General features: G+C 57.6%; 18 protein-coding genes and 1 tRNA gene. 12 read left to right on the plus strand and 7 right to left on the minus strand.

What is annotated here, in order from left to right:
• Positions 1–159 precede the first annotated feature (159 nt).
• Positions 160–759, plus strand: a complete 600-nt coding sequence (locus tag AC1XDK_RS14170; RefSeq protein WP_483350545.1) for a plastocyanin/azurin family copper-binding protein — start codon at positions 160–162, stop codon at positions 757–759.
• A gap of 1 nt (position 760) precedes the next feature.
• On the opposite strand, the gene AC1XDK_RS14175 is transcribed toward AC1XDK_RS14170, so the two are convergent.
• The gene (locus tag AC1XDK_RS14175) at positions 761–1,318 is read right to left on the minus strand and encodes an NAD(P)/FAD-dependent oxidoreductase (RefSeq protein ID WP_483350546.1); all 558 of its coding nucleotides are present in this window, start codon (positions 1,316–1,318) and stop codon (positions 761–763) included.
• Positions 1,319–1,352: 34 nt separating this feature from the next.
• The gene (locus AC1XDK_RS14180; protein WP_483350547.1) at positions 1,353–1,829 is read right to left on the minus strand and encodes an SRPBCC family protein; all 477 of its coding nucleotides are present in this window, start codon (positions 1,827–1,829) and stop codon (positions 1,353–1,355) included.
• Positions 1,830–1,915: 86 nt separating this feature from the next.
• Between AC1XDK_RS14180 and AC1XDK_RS14185 the strand changes: the two genes are divergently transcribed.
• Positions 1,916–2,509 carry an arsinothricin resistance N-acetyltransferase ArsN1 family B gene (locus AC1XDK_RS14185; RefSeq protein ID WP_483350548.1) on the plus strand — a complete coding sequence of 198 codons (594 nt, stop codon included), beginning with the start codon at positions 1,916–1,918 and terminating at the stop codon, positions 2,507–2,509.
• Here AC1XDK_RS14185 and lrpA1 read toward each other — a convergent pair.
• The 3 genes from lrpA1 to AC1XDK_RS14200 all read right to left on the minus strand — a co-directional run bounded on the left by lrpA1 (position 2,502) and on the right by AC1XDK_RS14200 (position 5,862).
• The gene (lrpA1, locus tag AC1XDK_RS14190; protein ID WP_483350549.1) at positions 2,502–2,930 is read right to left on the minus strand and encodes an HTH-type transcriptional regulator LrpA1; all 429 of its coding nucleotides are present in this window, start codon (positions 2,928–2,930) and stop codon (positions 2,502–2,504) included. The genes AC1XDK_RS14185 and lrpA1 overlap by 8 nt on opposite strands.
• Positions 2,931–3,034: 104 nt before the next feature.
• A complete protein-coding gene (locus AC1XDK_RS14195) occupies positions 3,035–3,970 on the minus strand; it encodes a thiamine pyrophosphate-dependent enzyme (RefSeq protein ID WP_231183597.1) in 936 nt (311 codons plus the stop codon).
• A 2-nt stretch (positions 3,971–3,972) separates the two neighbouring features.
• Positions 3,973–5,862 (minus strand): 2-oxoacid:acceptor oxidoreductase subunit alpha, encoded by a 1,890-nt coding sequence (locus tag AC1XDK_RS14200; protein WP_483350550.1) that lies wholly within the window; start codon positions 5,860–5,862, stop codon positions 3,973–3,975.
• A 292-nt stretch (positions 5,863–6,154) separates the two neighbouring features.
• Here AC1XDK_RS14200 and AC1XDK_RS14205 point away from each other — a divergent pair, with 292 nt between their 5' ends.
• The 3 genes from AC1XDK_RS14205 to AC1XDK_RS14215 all read left to right on the plus strand — a co-directional run bounded on the left by AC1XDK_RS14205 (position 6,155) and on the right by AC1XDK_RS14215 (position 10,756).
• Complete coding sequence (locus tag AC1XDK_RS14205) at positions 6,155–9,535, plus strand: PKD domain-containing protein (protein WP_483350551.1); 3,381 nt, start codon at positions 6,155–6,157, stop codon at positions 9,533–9,535.
• Between the two features lie 39 nt (positions 9,536–9,574).
• Positions 9,575–10,009 carry a hypothetical protein gene (locus tag AC1XDK_RS14210; RefSeq protein WP_483350552.1) on the plus strand — a complete coding sequence of 145 codons (435 nt, stop codon included), beginning with the start codon at positions 9,575–9,577 and terminating at the stop codon, positions 10,007–10,009.
• Positions 10,010–10,168: 159 nt separating this feature from the next.
• Complete coding sequence (locus tag AC1XDK_RS14215; RefSeq protein WP_483350553.1) at positions 10,169–10,756, plus strand: hypothetical protein; 588 nt, start codon at positions 10,169–10,171, stop codon at positions 10,754–10,756.
• Positions 10,757–10,771: 15 nt separating this feature from the next.
• On the opposite strand, the gene AC1XDK_RS14220 is transcribed toward AC1XDK_RS14215, so the two are convergent.
• Positions 10,772–10,993, minus strand: coding sequence for a DUF7976 family protein (locus AC1XDK_RS14220; RefSeq protein WP_483350554.1), 222 nt, complete (start codon positions 10,991–10,993; stop codon positions 10,772–10,774).
• Positions 10,994–10,996: 3 nt separating this feature from the next.
• Complete coding sequence (locus AC1XDK_RS14225) at positions 10,997–12,037, minus strand: Mrp/NBP35 family ATP-binding protein (RefSeq protein ID WP_483350555.1); 1,041 nt, start codon at positions 12,035–12,037, stop codon at positions 10,997–10,999.
• A gap of 172 nt (positions 12,038–12,209) precedes the next feature.
• Here AC1XDK_RS14225 and moaA point away from each other — a divergent pair, with 172 nt between their 5' ends.
• From moaA to AC1XDK_RS14260, 7 genes are all read left to right on the plus strand, one after another.
• Positions 12,210–13,184, plus strand: a complete 975-nt coding sequence (gene moaA / locus AC1XDK_RS14230; protein ID WP_483350669.1) for a GTP 3',8-cyclase MoaA — start codon at positions 12,210–12,212, stop codon at positions 13,182–13,184.
• A 108-nt stretch (positions 13,185–13,292) separates the two neighbouring features.
• A complete protein-coding gene (locus tag AC1XDK_RS14235) occupies positions 13,293–14,069 on the plus strand; it encodes a succinylglutamate desuccinylase/aspartoacylase family protein (protein WP_483350556.1) in 777 nt (258 codons plus the stop codon).
• Positions 14,066–14,359, plus strand: coding sequence for a hypothetical protein (locus AC1XDK_RS14240; protein WP_483350557.1), 294 nt, complete (start codon positions 14,066–14,068; stop codon positions 14,357–14,359). Before AC1XDK_RS14235 ends, AC1XDK_RS14240 begins: the two co-directional genes overlap by 4 nt.
• Before the next feature lie 82 nt (positions 14,360–14,441).
• A tRNA-Ser gene (locus AC1XDK_RS14245) sits at positions 14,442–14,526 on the plus strand.
• 16 nt (positions 14,527–14,542) lie between these two features.
• Entirely contained in the window at positions 14,543–15,049 is a 507-nt protein-coding gene (locus tag AC1XDK_RS14250) for a 30S ribosomal protein S13 (protein WP_483350558.1), read from the plus strand.
• Positions 15,049–15,570 carry a 30S ribosomal protein S4 gene (locus AC1XDK_RS14255; RefSeq protein ID WP_483350559.1) on the plus strand — a complete coding sequence of 174 codons (522 nt, stop codon included), beginning with the start codon at positions 15,049–15,051 and terminating at the stop codon, positions 15,568–15,570. Before AC1XDK_RS14250 ends, AC1XDK_RS14255 begins: the two co-directional genes overlap by 1 nt.
• Positions 15,567–15,953, plus strand: a complete 387-nt coding sequence (locus AC1XDK_RS14260; RefSeq protein ID WP_007978883.1) for a 30S ribosomal protein S11 — start codon at positions 15,567–15,569, stop codon at positions 15,951–15,953. The genes AC1XDK_RS14255 and AC1XDK_RS14260 overlap by 4 nt, the downstream gene beginning before the upstream one ends.

Genomic DNA, 15,953 nt, shown 5'->3' on the forward strand with positions numbered 1-15,953 from the left:
GGGTGACGTGGTGCTTTTGGTCCAGCTTTTACAGGGAGACGGGCAGGGCCAGCGCCAAACGGCACTGGCCCTGCCCATCGACCGTCGTAAAAGGTGGTGGCTGAAAGGTGGTGGTTCCAAACCAAAGTATTCAGTACCCACCGGTACCAACCCCCGGCCATGACAGATGGGGAAGCGGACGAATCGGTTACTCGACGTGGATTTCTCCTCGGTTCTGCGGGTGTCGTCGCGGCGGGTGCAGCCGGAACGGCGGCTGCGCAGGAAAGCGGGACGACGACCTCCGGCGGGGAAGGCAGTTCGAACAGTAGCTCCGGCGACGGCGGTGGAGCGACGAAGACGGTGAAGGTTGGCCCGGGTGGCGACCTCGTGTTCGACCCGGACAAGCTGACCGTCACGCCCGGCACGACCGTGAAGTTCGTCTGGGAGTCCGACGGCCACAACGTCGTGCCCGAAAGCCAACCCGAAGGCGCGGGCTGGGAAGGCTCGGGAAGCGCGAGCGAGTTGTTCGACACGGGTTATACCTACTCGCACACGTTCAGTACGGCCGGCGAGTACGCGTACCACTGTGCGCCGCACAAGAGCGCCGGTATGACCGGCACCATCACCGTCGGTGCTGCCGGCGGCGGTTCGTCGGAACCGGCGATTCCGGGCAACGCGAAGACGCTCGGCCTCGCCACCTCCGGTGCGTTGGCGTTCACCCTCTCTCTGGGCTACTTCTTCATGAAGTTCGGCGGGGACTACGGCGAATCCATCGAGTAGCCTACTCCGCGTCCTCCGGCGTATCGAAGTCGTGGAAGGCACGTCCCTTTTCTGTGCTCAGGATGTCCAAGCCAGCGGCCGCGCCGCCGCCGACGGAGATGGCCGCCTGAATCTTATCGGAGCGGGCCGACCATCCGGCGGCGTAGGCGTTTTCGACCGTCGTCTCGTTGTCCATGTCCGTCTTCACCGTGCCGTCGTCGTTCAGTTCACAGCCGAGGTCCTCGGCCATGTCGCGTGACCGCCCGGTGGCGAAGATGACGTAGGTGGCGTCGTACTCGCCGTCGTCCGTCGTAATCGTGAACCCCCCGTCCGACTGTTCGACGCCCGTTACCTCCTCGCCCTGCTTTCGCTCGACACCCTGTTCGTCCACCTGCTCGCGGGCGGTTTCCATGAACTCCTCGCCGTCGATGCTTTTGATTCCGAGGTAGTTGAACAGGTGTGCGGCGTGCATCGCGGTATCATCCGTATCGAAAACGACCGTGTCGAGACCGTTTTTCGCGGTGAACAGTGCCCCACTCAATCCGGCAGGACCGCCGCCGATGACAGCTACGTCTGACATACGGTGACAGCTACCACTCTAACGGGGATAAACTTCATCGCTCCAGCAATTCCTTCGTCTTTCGATGTCGATATGCGAACATGGGTTCGAAACCTACCGTCGCGAGCGGACTTCCCGTTTCGCCGAGCGCCGGGAGTCGGTAGTCCACCACGTCACGAACTAACGTCTTCCCATCCCCGGCGTAGAACTGGTGGGTGTGTTGCCATTCGGGGAACGGTCCCCCGCTCATCTCGTCTCGAAACACCGCGGCCCCGTCCTCTTCCGTCCGCTGGACGATTTTCGAAGTCCACCGCTGGCGCGGTCCCATTCCGAACGGTCGGAGCGACATTCGGATTTCCGTTCCCGCTTCCAGCACGTTCGGGTCAGTTTCCCCGTCCGGTCCACGAACCTCCTCTACACGGAGGTTCATCCACTCCGGCGTCAGCGCCTCCAAGCCGTCCGTGGCCGAGTAGAACCGCCAGACGTCCTCGAACGGCGCGTCGACCCACACTTCACGCTGGTACGTGGCCATCGTTTTGGCTTCCGCCCCTCGGCTTAAACGTCTTATGCGCAACCAGTCCGACGGCGATTTATCCCGCTTCCACTCTTACACTCACCATGCCCAGCCTTCGACTCGCCGAAGAGGCCGACGCCGTCGGAATCGCGGCCATCTACGCGCCCGTCGTCCGCGAGACGGTCATCTCGTTCGAGGCGACGCCACCGGATTCCGAGGAGATAGCGGACCGAATCCAAACGACACTCCCGGCCTATCCGTGGCTCGTCTGTAAGCAGGACGGAAACCTCCTCGGATACGCCTACGCCGGGTCCCATCGCTCGCGCGAGGCGTATCAGTGGTCGGTGGACGTTTCCGTGTACGTCCACTCCGAGTATCGCCGGTCGGGGGTCGGAGAGGGACTCTATCGGGCGTTGTTCCCGCTTCTCGAAGCGCAAGGATTCTACAACGCGTACGCAGGAATCGCACTCCCGAACGCGGCTAGCGTCGGCCTGCACGAATCGCTCGGCTTCGAACACGTCGGAACGTACGAGGATGTGGGTTACAAAAACGACGCGTGGCGGAGCGTCGGCTGGTGGCAGCGGACGCTGCAATCTCACGAGAAAAACCCCGAGCCGCCCCGTCCCGTGACGGAACTCCCGGAGAAAGTCGTGACTGAAGCGTCGAACGACGGTCGAGAATCGATACGAGTTACTTGAGTCGCTCTTGGAGGAACGACGGATGAGCCGCGGTCACGCCATCGATGGTGAGAATTTCGTCGCTGATGACGCTCCCGACAGCGCCGCCGTTCGGCGCACGCACTTCGGCCATCAGCATGTGATCGCCACTGCAGGTGTAGAGCGTGTCGATGTCCGTCAACTCCTGTAGCGATCGGGTCGCTTCGACGTAGCGTTCGCTTTCGACGTCGATACCGACGAGCGCGATGCTCTGGCTGGATAGCTTCTTCGGGTCTATTTCCGCCGAATAGCCGACGATGACGCCCTCGTCTTCGAGCTTCTCGATGTATTTTCGAACGGTCGGTTTCGAAACACCGGCCCGATCCGCTATCTCCGAGTACGACGCCTGTGCATCGTCCTCTAACACGCGGAGAATCCGGTCTTCGGTCGATTCCGTGCTCATGTTACCGGTATGTTTCCCGCACAGGAAAAAATACCTTGCGAAGTGAAAAACACATTGACGACCACGAAAATGTTGTTCGAAACGCCGAGAACGGTGAAACGAGATTACTTGTGACGGTCGAGCAGGTCGTAGCTACGCTCCCACTCGTAATCGTCGTCGAAGTACCGCTCTGCGAGCGGCGTTTCCGGCATGTCGCCCGTCGACTGCTTCTCCTGCTGATAGGAGGGACGCTCGTCGTCCACGTAGAAGCGGCCGGTGAGGACCTTGCCCTCGTAGAGCGCGTCCTCGGCGTCGTGCATCGCTTCCATCGCTTCGCGACGGTCGTGGATATCGAAGTCGTAGTCGTCGCTGTCCTGCACGTCGATGTACGGGACGTACTGCTTTGCGTCCTTGTTCCACGTCGGGCACTGCGTGAGGAAGTCCACGTGTGCGAACCCATCGTGTTCCATGGCCTCGGCGAGGATTTCCTTCGCCTGGTTCGGGTTGACGGCTGCCGTTCGAGCGACGTACGTCGCACCCGAGGTCAACGAGAGCGAGAGCGGTCGAATCGGGCTCTTCGCGTTCCCGCGTGGCTGAGTCTTCGACTTGTGACCCTTCGGGGACGTGGGCGACGTCTGCCCCTTCGTCAGTCCGAAGATCTCGTTGTCGAAGACGATGTAGGTCATGTCGTGGTTCTCACGAGCCGTGTGCATGAAGTGGTTCCCACCGATTCCGTAGCCGTCTCCGTCACCGCCGGCGGCGATGACTTCGAGGTCGGGATTGGCGAGTTTGGCCGCGCGTGCGACCGGCAGGGACCGCCCGTGGATGGAGTGGAAGCCGTAGCTCTGGAAGTAGCTCGAAAGCTTCCCGGAACAGCCGATACCCGTGACGAGGAGTGTCTCGTCCGGCGTTCGGCCGACCTCGGGCATCGCCTGTTTCAGCGCCTTGAGGACGCCGAAGTCACCACAGCCCGGACACCACGTCGCCTGCGGTTCGAGGCTGGGCGTGAACTCGTTCACGTCGATTTCTCGTTCTTCTTCGATTGCGTTGAATACACTCATTTTCAGTCACCCGTTGCGGATTCGATGCGCGTGTTGTGCGCTGGCTCGGCATCGCCGTCGATCTGTGCTTCGAAGCCGTCAACGACTTCTGAAGGCTCGAACGGGTTGCCGTCGTATTTCAGCAGGCTGAACAGTTTGTCGCCGTGCTGGCCGGTCGCCGCCTGAATGTGGCGGCGGAACTGCGCCGTGGCGTTCATCTCGACGACGAGCACCTCGTCGACATCTTCGAGGAAGGCGTTGACCTCCTTCTTCGGGAACGGCACCATGTCGCTGACGTTCATCGTCTTGACCGAGTGGCCGTCCTCGTTCAGCATGGCGACGCCCTCTTCGACGGCGCCTTTCATGCTACCGAAGCTGAGGATGGCGTAGTCCGCATCATCCTCACCGTAGACGGTCTGGTGGGACTCGTCCATGTCGTTGAGCTCGTCGCGGATTGCGGTGAGCTTCTCCATCCGTCGGTTCATTTGCGTGACGCGGTTGTCCGCGTCCTCGCTGATGTGACCGGCCTCGTTGTGTTCGTTACCGGACGCGAGGAAGTTGCCGCCCTTCTGTCCCGGCAGGGAGCGCGGGCTGACGCCGTTCTCGCCGTCGTAGCGGTAGCGCTTGAATCGACCGGCGAGACGCTCGCCTTGTTCGATTTCTTCCTCGGTTACGACTTCGCCGATATCCGGGTTCGGCTCGCGGTCGAACGTGGATTCCGGAACCGTCTCGTGACCGCCGGAGAGTTTCTGGTCGTAGAGGATGATGCTCGGGATCTGGTAGTTGTACGCGAGCTCGAACGCCTTTCGCGTCTGGATGTACGATTCGCGCGCATCACCCGGCGCGAAGACGACGCGGTTCGAGTCGCCTTGACTCGTGTACAGGACGTGTTCGAGGTCACCCTGTTCCGGCTTCGTCGGCATCCCCGTGGAGGGGCCTGCGCGCATCGATTCGACCAACACGATGGGCGTCTCGGTGATTTCCGCGAGTCCGAGCGGTTCGGACATCAGCGCGAATCCGCCACCGGACGACCCACTCATCGCCTTTGCCCCCGCGTGGCTCGCACCGATTGCGAGCGAGGCGGCGGCGATTTCGTCCTCGACCTGTTCGGAGATTCCGCCGAGGTCGGGGAGGTGTTGGGTCATGATGGTGAACACGTCGGTCCACGGCGTCATGGGGTATCCGGCGATGAACCGGCATCCTTCGTCGATGGCACCGTATGCGATGCCGTGACTGCCGGAGATCAGAACCTGATCGTCGTCGTAGTCGCTCTCGGGGACCGTGACGCCGACGTCCGTGTCGTAGTTCTCCTGGAGGTCCTCGTACGACGCACGGAGAACCTCGAGGTTCGGCTCGAGAATTTTCTCCGGCATGGCTTCGCTCATCAGTTCTTCCACGATATCGAGGTCGAGACCGATGATGGCGCACGTCGCGCCGATACCAGCCGTGTTCCGCATGATTTCGCGGCCGTACTCCTTGGCGAGTCCGCGAAGGTCCAAGTCGAAGACGTGCCAGTTGTTCTCCTCGACACGCTCTTCGAAGTCCGGGATGTCGTCGGTGTCGAGCAGTCCCGAATCGTAGATGATGACGCCGCCTTCGCGGAGTTCATCCAAGTTCTCCGTCAGGGGTTTTATCTCTTCGTTGCCGTAGTAGGCTTCTTCCTGTGGGTTCCGCGCGAAGCTGTCTCCGAGCGCGAGGAGGAAATTGTAGTTGTCCCCCCGCGATTTGACTTCATGGTCTCCCGCGCGAATTTCCACGTAGGTGTGGCCGCCGCGAATACGCGACGGATAGTGTCGGTGCGTGAATACGTGTAGCCCTGCTCGCATGAGGGCTTTTGCAAAGTTCTGACTCGTCGAGTCGATTCCGTCCCCGGAACCGCCTGCGATTCGCCAGATGAGTTCGTCATCCGTCATAATTGAAGCTCCTGGCCTCCCGGGCCTGGTGGCTAAGAGTTGAGTCGCTAGGTGGTAAAGCCTTTGCCATAGATTAGCAAGGAACTATTGTGATAGATGGCCCCTAGCGGCTGATTTCGGGCGTTCCGTCTGGATAAACTTCCTCTTTATTAATGGACAACTGTACCTCATTAAGGGGACTATCGGGGTAACTTACTCGTTGCATTGTTTTCTGTTACTACTATTTCAATATCTGATAGAATATAAATCAAATAACTTTTTAAAGTAATAGGATACAAACTCCGTCGAATTAATGGACCGAGTCATTTCAAGCACTCTCGTGCTACTATTACTTACTACGTCAGTTCTCCCGCCAGTAACGACGGCAAACGAACCGCCCCTCCCAGACGCTGGACTCGACCAGCACGTCGCGCGCGGAAGCACGGTTCTCCTCGACGCAACCGGTTCTCACGACCCAGATGGAACTATCGCGCGATACGACTGGTCGATAGAAACTCCCGACGGACGAACCATCACACCGAACTGCCCGAATTGCTCCCAAACTCGATTCCGACCGAACGCTGTCGGAACGTACTCCGTTTCAGTGACGGTCACCGACGAGGACGGCGCAAAACGTCGAGACACACTTTACGTTATCGTCTCTCCGGGAGCGGACCCAGAGGTCGATGTCTCGGGTCCGGAAACTCCTCGGGTAGGAGAACAAGCCATCTACTCCGCGACCGTCGATGCCGGTTCGGCCCCGCTCGACCACATCATTTGGTCGCTCGACGGGACGGTTATCGCAACTGATTCCCTTTCGGGAGTGAACGACGTCGACACCATCACGAGATCGTTTCCGAACGCCGGTACACGAACCGTTACCGCCACCGTGTACGATTCGGATGGACAAATCGATACCGAACCGCTCGACCTGTCTATCCGACCGAGTCGGAACCGGCCGACACCCACGCCCGACTCTTCTTCACCTAGCTCAACTGCTGAGGAATACCAGCCGACGATTACCGGTGACGAAGTAGTCACGGGGACACAACCGCTTCGAGGGTCCTACAGTTTACAATCTATGCCCAGTTCGAGCCACGTTCGTTCTATCAGTTGGTTCGGGGATGGCGCTCGACTTGGAAGCGATAGAACACTCACGACCGATTGGGACCCGGGGGACCATTCTTTGTACGCGCTGATCACTTACTCGGATGGCTCCAACGACATCGCCCGCTTTTCAGGTGGATCGACGACTGTTGTCGCCGACCCCAAACCCAGCGTCGAGTTGCCATCACTGGACAGCTACGGTGCGGTTTCCGGTCGCGCTACTGCGTCGGATTCGTACGATAACCTTCGGTCGGTACACGTCCGACTCGGTGGCACGGAGATCGGCCATACTAGGATGGATGCCACTTCTCCCGGGAGAATGCGGCACTATCGGACGGTGTCGTTCGATTCCCAAGAGTTCGAAGCGGGTGAGCAGTACACGCTCACCGTAACCGCGGTTGATACACGGGGGCAGACGAGCACGCTGGAACGAACGCTAACCCCCGCAAAAATGCCGGAAATCATTCAATCCGGCTTCGTGAAAAACAATGTTGATTCGTATCACGAGCGGATCGATCCGAAGCGGTACACTGCACATCACGTGACGAAGATAGATCTGAATGGGGTTGATCCGGAGGATATTGAAATTCGATTTGGTGCAAAGAAGAGGAGAGTGAAGAAAATGTCTAAAAAAGTGAGGAAAGATCAAGACATCTTGACTGTCGACTCATATTGGGGAGGTGAGAAACCAAATGAATACAAAATATTAGAAGAAATATCTGTGAATAACCCCTGGCACGATAATAAAGAATGGTCTACCGAGATAGAGAATATACTCCATGTACAACCTAGTCCCCCCGAAATCCGTCTCACAGTCATCAATGATGGAACAACCGGGTATAACCCATCGAATTGGGGGATGGTTGTTGATGCGAGTGACTCTTTTGACCCGGATGGGTCCGAATTGAAGTTCATTTGGAAGAAGGGTGCTGAGCCGATTACACCCGACAACATGACTGCTAAGTTCCGATCGGTTGAACTGGCCGAGTTAGAATTGAGGGACGGATACGGTCTCTCTTCGTATCGCCGATTCGACTTCCTTGACGAGTACGTGCCGAATATCGAAGACGTAACAGTTCTCTCGGAAGGTCCCTACAAACCGAACGACAAAGTGCGTTTGCGAGTTACCACGGATCAGTATCAATTCAGTAAAAATAGCTATCATCTTCAGTACGGACTGGGGATTTCAGTCGAAGGAGCCACGGGATCTGTTGACAAATGGGAGAAAAGAGTGATATCACCGGATGAAAATGTCATTAGTGACCCACGATTCTACACCGGTGTCGTGGAAATTCCCGCTTCTGACCTGTTCCACCCGAATGGACGTCCGAAACTTCGAGTCTATAATCAGGACAAGCCAGAGACGTACAAAGAGGTAGAAATTCCGGAGGTTGAGGTGCTACGGGTATACGGAACGGTTTGGAAGAACCCCCGAATTAAAAGTACAAGATATTTGGTCAAACGACCAACCTATGAGTGGGAACTCGCAAAGACTCCGGCGAAACGCGACTACTACCTTTCGAATGGATACTCGGTTGACTCGAAGAGTCGTGATGGCTTCGAGTATACGCTCGAAGAGCGCACAAAGGTACAGGACGCGAAATACGAGGAAGTGGATCGCTCGTTCTCGAGTGAGTTACAGCAGTCCGCGTTCCTACAGGGCCATTCGGACTGGTGGTCCACTGGTCGTGAAGCGGAGAAACACACCTACACGACCACCGAATACGAATGGCGCGATTCGAAATCGGGCAGAGGAAGCTTCACCGGGAAAACGCGCCGTGTGCAAACACACCCGCCCAAGTATCGAACGTTGAAGGAGTACGCCCACGAGTACAGTGTAGAGAAAACGGGAACGAGAACGATCACGAAGACGAGGCAAGTCGAAGTGACGAAAACGGATACAAAGTACGTGATGCAGTGCAGCCCGTACGGAATCTGCCTCGAAGTTCCGGAGGAGTACACATATACGACGACGGTCACGAGAACCTACACGACAACCGAGGAGTACACGTATACAGTCACCGAGACGAACACTTATTGGTCGTACCAAAAGTTCCACTTCGATGATTGGGCGACAGGGGACCGAAAACGGGTGAAGGTCGAGGACGCCGAATACAAGTCGCAGTATCGATTCGAGTATTCGGAACGGCACATGCACGTCGACTACACCTACGGTGTACAAACTCGGAAAAAGGTTCGAGATGCTCAGTACGAGTGGCAACAGCAGTCTACCACGACAAAGCGGGATGTCGCAATGTCGCTCACTCGCGGTGACGACTGGCGAACCGGAAGTTATCGTCCGAAAATAACGTGGAGCCTGAAGAAACGGATGGGTACTAAAACTGCGACTGTTGACCACTATCTGCAAACGGATACCGTCGTGATGACCTATGTGACTGCGAAACTCGATGTCGCTCAGCAATATATCACACAGAGTGGAGAGATTCAGAACGAGGCGGTAGGAACTCGTGTTGTTGGTGAATCCTATCAAAATCTTTTGGGTAAGTCTCAGCTACGTAGCCGACTTAAACACTTCAAGAAAGATGATGAGAACAAATGTGCAGGGAGGTACAATTGCATAGAATAATTCAATAATCTTATATAATAAAACACAAAATATAGATATATGAGACAAAAAACACACTCGTCAATTATCATTTTATTGGTCCTATTCAGTGTTGGTATCCCGATTGTAAATGCTAACGTTACCAAATCATCTTCAAATTGTCCTGTCTCAAAACGGGGAGAAACAAGAGTTATTCAGTCGTTTAACAATCTCTGTGTCAAATCCCATTTCTCAGGAGATGAGATTATCATTAATGTAAAAAACCCCTCCGGAAAGTATGTTGGGCAATCTGGTATCCTTATACAAGTCGATGGAGCTGATTACTATGATGAATCATTTGCAATTCAATCCGGGGAACAACTGAATTATAGTATGAACATAACCGAGGGATTAGATGTGATTGAGAACAAACATACCGTCACCGTCTCTACATACGGTAATTACACCACCTACAACTTCACCAAGAAAATCAACGCTTCGGCAGGCACTGTCTAGTTAAGCGATTCTGTTGTAGAGTGGCGTTTCAGCGTCTGTAGCGGAAGTAGCGAACGAATCACTTTGTCTCATCATGACGAGGTTTTCAGTAAAACTGCCGAATTCAGTCTTCTCTCGGTGCAGCCACTCTCACTGTCAATAATTCGTCTCTTTCGAACAGTGCGAAAATCTTGTCGATCGTATCGCAGTCACTGGGTTTCCTTATCTAGACAGTGCCCTTCGGCAACACAGGAAATCCCGACACCATACATCGCAAACGTCACGGTAGCTGATGGGACGATCGACGGGGAGCCGTCGGCTGTCGCCTACGTCACACTGGTCAATCCATCGATTCGCAGGTATCCCACGAAGCTGTTCGTCCACACTATCGGGACGGATGGTAGTTTCTATGCGCCGTCACCACAACCCAACAATTCGACGACGGTAAAGGTCGAGCTGCTCGACGAACGCGGCACGGAGATTGCGGGTGAAGTCCGTTTGTACACCGGCAACCTGACCGACAAGCAGGGGGGACTCGATCAAGTCGGATTCGTCGGAAAAGCAGGTGAGGGGACGAAACAATGGAACGAATCGTTCCAGCCGGTTCGCCCGACGTGGATGAACAACCACTACGAGTACGAAAACGACACGTACTCCCAAAGTTTCGGTGAAAAGCTGAGCGGGAACCACGAAGTCGCTGGGGTTCCGGTGTTCTACCTTGGGATGGTCGTTCTCGTCGGGGCGCTTTTTGTTCGACGGTGGCGATAGAACCTCCGGAGTGGGCTATCGACCCGTCTCTTCTTTCGTCCGAATGATCTGGCGCATGTTGAGGAAGATGTCACGCGGCGTCGTCTCCTCGTTCGGGTCGAACAGGTCGCTGACCCGGTAGAGCATCGCGGCGACCAGTTTGCTCTCGCTCGACTCGCCGCGTATGTCGTCGCCGATGTCCCGCAGTGTCTGCATTCTATCTTCGTCGGGGTCGAACGATTCCGTCTCGTGTGGCATGGTTCACTCTTGTTGCTGTCGGCGGCGGTTGATGATGCCGACATTGTTGGCGACGTTTTCGGTCAGGGTACGGAACGCACCTCCGGTGTCGCTATCGTCGTCGAGGACGACGGGCGTTCCTTCGTCACCGCCGCTTCGGACGGAGGGGTCGAGCGGAATCGAACCGAGGAAGGGCATGTCGTGGTCCTCGGCGAATTCGACCCCACCGCCGTGACCGAAGATGTCGTGTTCGCTACCGCAGTCCGGGCATTTGAAGGTACTCATGTTTTCGGCGATTCCAAGAACGGGGGTGTCGTGCTTGCCGAACATCTGAAGACCCTTGTTCGCGTCGTCGAGCGCGACCTGCTGAGGTGTCGTGACGATGACAGCGCCGGTGACGGGGACGCTTTGGAGGAGTGTCAGTTGCGTGTCGCCTGTTCCGGGCGGCAGGTCGACGACCATGTAATCGAGCTGGCCCCATTCGACGTCTTCCCAGAGTTGGGTGAGGACTTTATGGACCATGGGTCCGCGCCAGATTACGGGGTCGTCCTTCCCGGTGAGGAACGCCATACTCATCAGTTTCACGCCGAACTTCACCGGCGGGACGAGCTTTTGTTCCTCGGTGGCTCGGGGTCGTTCGTTGGCATCGACCATCCGCGGAACGTTGGGACCGTACACGTCGGCGTCGAACAGTCCAACGCGGGCACCGAGCTTGGCGAGTCCCGCGGCAAGGTTAACGGCGACCGTGCTTTTACCGACGCCGCCCTTCCCGGATGCGACCGCGATGATGTTTTTGACGCCTGGGAGTACCTGTTCTTCCGGCGAGAGTTGGGTATCGACGCGTGCCGAGAGTTCGGTGTCGATCCCCTCGTCTGCGAGCGTTTCACGGACACGACTGGCGATTTCGGATTCGTGGGGTGCATACGGCGCACCGAGCGCGAGCGAAATCCGTGCTGTCCCTTCTTCGACCGTCACGTCGTTTACGAGGCCGAGAGAGACGATATCTTCGCCGAGGTCGGGGTCCTCGACCGTTCGGAGAACGGTTCGAACGTCAGTTTCATCCATATAATGACGATACGGTTCGATTTGTCGATAAGGCTTGTGAAGGCGAAAGACGTGACTCCCCGAATAGTGGGGTCGGTTTTCACTAGCTGTGAGACAACCCGTAATCGAATTTGGTTACGTTCGGTGTGTTTACGCCCGCGACTTTAAGAATCAGCAGACACAAATTGGAATGATGCTCGAAGATTCGTTCGGGCGCGAAGTTACGGGGGTACGCGTTTCACTGACCGACCGGTGTAATTTCGACTGTGTCTACTGCCACAACGAGGGATTGGGAGACACGCGCGGACCGATGGAACCGGGTGACGACGAAATGGGTACCGACGACGTAGTTCGGTTTCTGGAAGTCGCCCGTGAGTTCGACGTCGAGAAGGTGAAATTCACCGGCGGTGAGCCCATGCTCCGTGAGGATTTGGAGGAGATAATCCGCCGGACGCCGGATGGCATGGAAACATCCTTGACGACGAACGGGACGTTCCTTCCGGGACGGGCGGAGGAACTTCGGGAAGCGGGGCTATCACGGGTGAACGTCTCACAGGACGCGCTCGACCCGAAAGAGTTCGCGGAGGTGACGAAGAGCGGTGCATACGACAAGGTGCTCGAAGGCGTCGAGGCAGCGCTCGATGCGGGACTCGACCCGGTAAAGCTCAATATGGTGGTTTTCGAGGCGACGGCAGGGTACGTTCCCAAGATGGTCGACCACGTCGCGGAGAACGACGGGTTGCAGTTGCAACTCATCGAGTACATGCCCGAGTTAACCGGCAATCCCGAGTGGGCCATCGACATCCAGCGGGTTCACGATTGGCTCGAAGAACAGGCGGACGAGATAGAAACTCGCGAGATGCACGGGCGAAAGCGATACTGGGTCGGTGGTGGGATGGTCGAAATCGTCGACCCGGTGGAGAACCCCAGTTTTTGTTCGAATTGCCATCGCGTGCGCGTCACGCACGAAGGATTCCTCAAAGGATGTCTCAACCGTAACGACGACCTGCGGCCGATGGGCGAGATGACGAAACCCGAAATCCGGTCGACGTTCCGTGAGACGGTGGCGAACCGGGTTCCGTACTACGGAGAGTACATGGTCCGAAACGATGACGGTGAGTGGGAAATAAACGACCGATACATCGACGACCAGTACATCGATGCCTGAGGGCGTTTTCGTCCCGTTCCCGTTCTGGTTTTTTCGCTATTTGATGCTTTATCCGCTACGCGTGCGAGGGCGATAAGGTTGATAGTACTCGCTTACGGGGGTTCTCGTATGCGACGCCGCTCAGTGCTTGGGAAGGCGGGTATACTCCTCGCCGGAAGTACGGCGATGTCAGTTGCCGGGAGCGGACGGGAAAGTCCCGAACCGTCGTATCGAATTCTCCCGGAGACGAAGTATGGGACTGAGGTGTTCGTTCGGGAGGGGGCGAACGACGGTCCGACGGCCATGGTCGTCGGTGGGGTACACGGAGACGAGCAGTGTGGCTATCGTGCCGCGAGCGACATCGCGGGATGGCAAATCGATCGAGGGAAATTAGTGGTGTTGCCGAAGGCGAATCGAGTCGCGATTCGGAAGAACCGACGCGAAGGCGACCACGGTGACTTGAACCGCCAGTTTCCGACCGGCGAGGAACCGGAGACGGAGTTGGCCCGTGCCATCTGGAACGTGGTCGAGCGACACGACCCTGACGTGGTCCTCGATTTACACCGGTCCGTCGGCATTTACGGCTATCACGAGTCGTCGGTCGGGCAGGTGATTTGGCCGACGGACGCCGGAAACGCGAGCGAGTACGCGAAACGGACGGCGGAGGAGTTGAATGGCAACGTTATCCCGTGGTACATGCCGTTTCACGAGTATCGGCGCGGCGGCGAACTCGACGGGTCGAGACCGATGTTGGTGCACAAGGTGGCGGGCGAACTCGACCGACCCGGGTACATCGTGGAGACGACGGAGTTCTTCCTCGATGCCGACACCCGAGTTCGATGGGAGCGTGCAGCGGCGACCGACCTCCTCTCTCGACACGGTATCGAACAGCGGGGGGACCCATGAGTGAAAACGTGACTGTTCGTCGATTGTTCACCGGACGGGCCGTCTGGGGATGGTACCTCCTGTTGGTCGGTCCGGTCGCCCTCGGGGCGTTCGACACTCGGTTGATGACGCCACTCGCCCTGCCGGGGTACGTCGCACTCACCATCGGAAGTGCAGTCGGAAGTCGCCTGTTTCCGACGCTCGAATTGTGGGTGTTCTGGGGGCCGCTTTTCGTCGGTGCCTATTTCGCGTCCGTGGCGCTTGCGGCGGCCTCTCATGCGGTTCGGAAGACATTCGTTGCGTTTAAATAGTAACCACCGGTAGAATGCAATGCAGACACCTGTAGGGGCACGCGTCCCGAGTCCGGAAGGGCGAACATACACGAACGAGTGTGTCGAGGTAGCCTAGTCTGGCCCACGGCGCAGGGTTGCTAACTCTGTGGCGTCAAGCCTCGAGGGTTCGAATCCCTCCCTCGACGCTCCAAACTATCAACTATGAGTACCGAACAACCACAGGACGAAGACGACGACCTTCGGTACTTCGTCCGCATCGGGCAAACTGACCTCGATGGGACGAAGACCGTAGAGCGGTCCCTTTCCGGAATGAACGGGATCGGTCGTCGAACGGCCCGAATCGTCGCCGAGGAGGCGGACGTCGATCGAACGGCGACGTTCGGCCGACTCGACGAGGACGACATCGAGCGTGTCGTCGAGGCCGTCGAAAATTACGCCGACGAAGTTCCGGAGTGGCTCACGAACCACCGAAAGGAATACTTCTCCGGCGAGACGACCCACGAGACTGGTAACGACCTGTCGATGTCCCGACGCCGGGACCTCAACAGGATGCAGATGATCGACTCCTACAAAGGCGTTCGACACAAGCGTGGACAGAAAGTTCGCGGTCAGCGAACCAAGTCCACGGGTCGTACCGAGGGTACGATCGGTGTCAACGTCGAGGAGATCAAAGAGGCCGCGGCGGCCGAGGAAGAGGGTGACGAATAATGTCCCTTCCCGGTGAGAACACCAAGTTCTACGAGACGCCGAACCACCCGTTCCAGGGCGAGCGAATCGCCGAGGAAAGCGGTCTGATGGACCGATACGGCTTGAAGAACAAAGAGGAACTCTGGCGAACCCAGAGTGAACTTCGCAACTACCGCCGCGAGGCACGGTCCCTTCTCGGGGACATCTCCGGCGACGAGGAGAGCGAAAGCGACGAGTTCCTGTCGCGCTTGAAGCGACTCGGCATCCTCGGCGATGGCGACGAACTCGGCGACGTTCTGCTCCTCGACATCACCGACGTGCTGGAGCGCCGTCTCCAGACTGTCGCGTATCGAAAGGGCCTCGCCCACACGCCGAAACAGGCACGCCAGTTCATCACCCACGGTCACGTGACGGTGAACGGTCAGCGCGTGTCGGTTCCGTCGTACAAGGTCGATATCGACGAGGAGGGCGACATCTCCTTCGACGAGCACAGCCCGCTTGCGGACGAACTGCACCCCGAACGGTCGGAGGGTAACGAATGAGCGACAACGACGAAACCTGGGGCATCGCCCACGTACACGCATCGTTCAACAACACCATCATCACCATCACGGACCTCACGGGTGCCGAGACGGTCGCGAAGTCGTCCGGTGGCTCGGTCGTGAAGCAGAACCGTGATGAGTCCTCGCCGTACGCGGCCATGCAGATGGCCGAAACGGTCGCCGAAGAGGTCAAAGCGGCTGGCATCGACGGCCTGCACATTCGCGTGCGCGGCCCCGGTGGCAACCTGCAGCAGAACCCCGGTCCCGGTGCACAGGCGACGATTCGAGCGCTCGCCCGCGCCGGTATCGAAATCGGTCGTATCGAGGACGTAACACCGATTCCGCACGACGGTACCCGCGCACCGAAAGGTAGTGGATTCTAA

Source organism: Haladaptatus sp. HS23, from assembly GCF_056892285.1.

Excerpts from the sequence above, each read along its gene's own strand:
- AC1XDK_RS14170 (WP_483350545.1), top strand. The coding sequence starts at position 160 with ATGACAGATGGGGAAGCGGACGAATCGGTTACTCGACGTGGATTTCTC.
- AC1XDK_RS14175 (WP_483350546.1), bottom strand. The coding sequence starts at position 1,318 with ATGTCAGACGTAGCTGTCATCGGCGGCGGTCCTGCCGGATTGAGTGGG.
- AC1XDK_RS14180 (WP_483350547.1), bottom strand. The coding sequence starts at position 1,829 with ATGGCCACGTACCAGCGTGAAGTGTGGGTCGACGCGCCGTTCGAGGAC.
- AC1XDK_RS14185 (WP_483350548.1), top strand. The coding sequence starts at position 1,916 with ATGCCCAGCCTTCGACTCGCCGAAGAGGCCGACGCCGTCGGAATCGCG.
- lrpA1 (WP_483350549.1), bottom strand. The coding sequence starts at position 2,930 with ATGAGCACGGAATCGACCGAAGACCGGATTCTCCGCGTGTTAGAGGAC.
- AC1XDK_RS14195 (WP_231183597.1), bottom strand. The coding sequence starts at position 3,970 with ATGAGTGTATTCAACGCAATCGAAGAAGAACGAGAAATCGACGTGAAC.
- AC1XDK_RS14200 (WP_483350550.1), bottom strand. The coding sequence starts at position 5,862 with ATGACGGATGACGAACTCATCTGGCGAATCGCAGGCGGTTCCGGGGAC.
- AC1XDK_RS14205 (WP_483350551.1), top strand. The coding sequence starts at position 6,155 with ATGGACCGAGTCATTTCAAGCACTCTCGTGCTACTATTACTTACTACG.
- AC1XDK_RS14210 (WP_483350552.1), top strand. The coding sequence starts at position 9,575 with ATGAGACAAAAAACACACTCGTCAATTATCATTTTATTGGTCCTATTC.
- AC1XDK_RS14220 (WP_483350554.1), bottom strand. The coding sequence starts at position 10,993 with ATGCCACACGAGACGGAATCGTTCGACCCCGACGAAGATAGAATGCAG.
- AC1XDK_RS14225 (WP_483350555.1), bottom strand. The coding sequence starts at position 12,037 with ATGGATGAAACTGACGTTCGAACCGTTCTCCGAACGGTCGAGGACCCC.
- moaA (WP_483350669.1), top strand. The coding sequence starts at position 12,210 with ATGCTCGAAGATTCGTTCGGGCGCGAAGTTACGGGGGTACGCGTTTCA.
- AC1XDK_RS14235 (WP_483350556.1), top strand. The coding sequence starts at position 13,293 with ATGCGACGCCGCTCAGTGCTTGGGAAGGCGGGTATACTCCTCGCCGGA.
- AC1XDK_RS14240 (WP_483350557.1), top strand. The coding sequence starts at position 14,066 with ATGAGTGAAAACGTGACTGTTCGTCGATTGTTCACCGGACGGGCCGTC.
- AC1XDK_RS14250 (WP_483350558.1), top strand. The coding sequence starts at position 14,543 with ATGAGTACCGAACAACCACAGGACGAAGACGACGACCTTCGGTACTTC.
- AC1XDK_RS14255 (WP_483350559.1), top strand. The coding sequence starts at position 15,049 with ATGTCCCTTCCCGGTGAGAACACCAAGTTCTACGAGACGCCGAACCAC.
- AC1XDK_RS14260 (WP_007978883.1), top strand. The coding sequence starts at position 15,567 with ATGAGCGACAACGACGAAACCTGGGGCATCGCCCACGTACACGCATCG.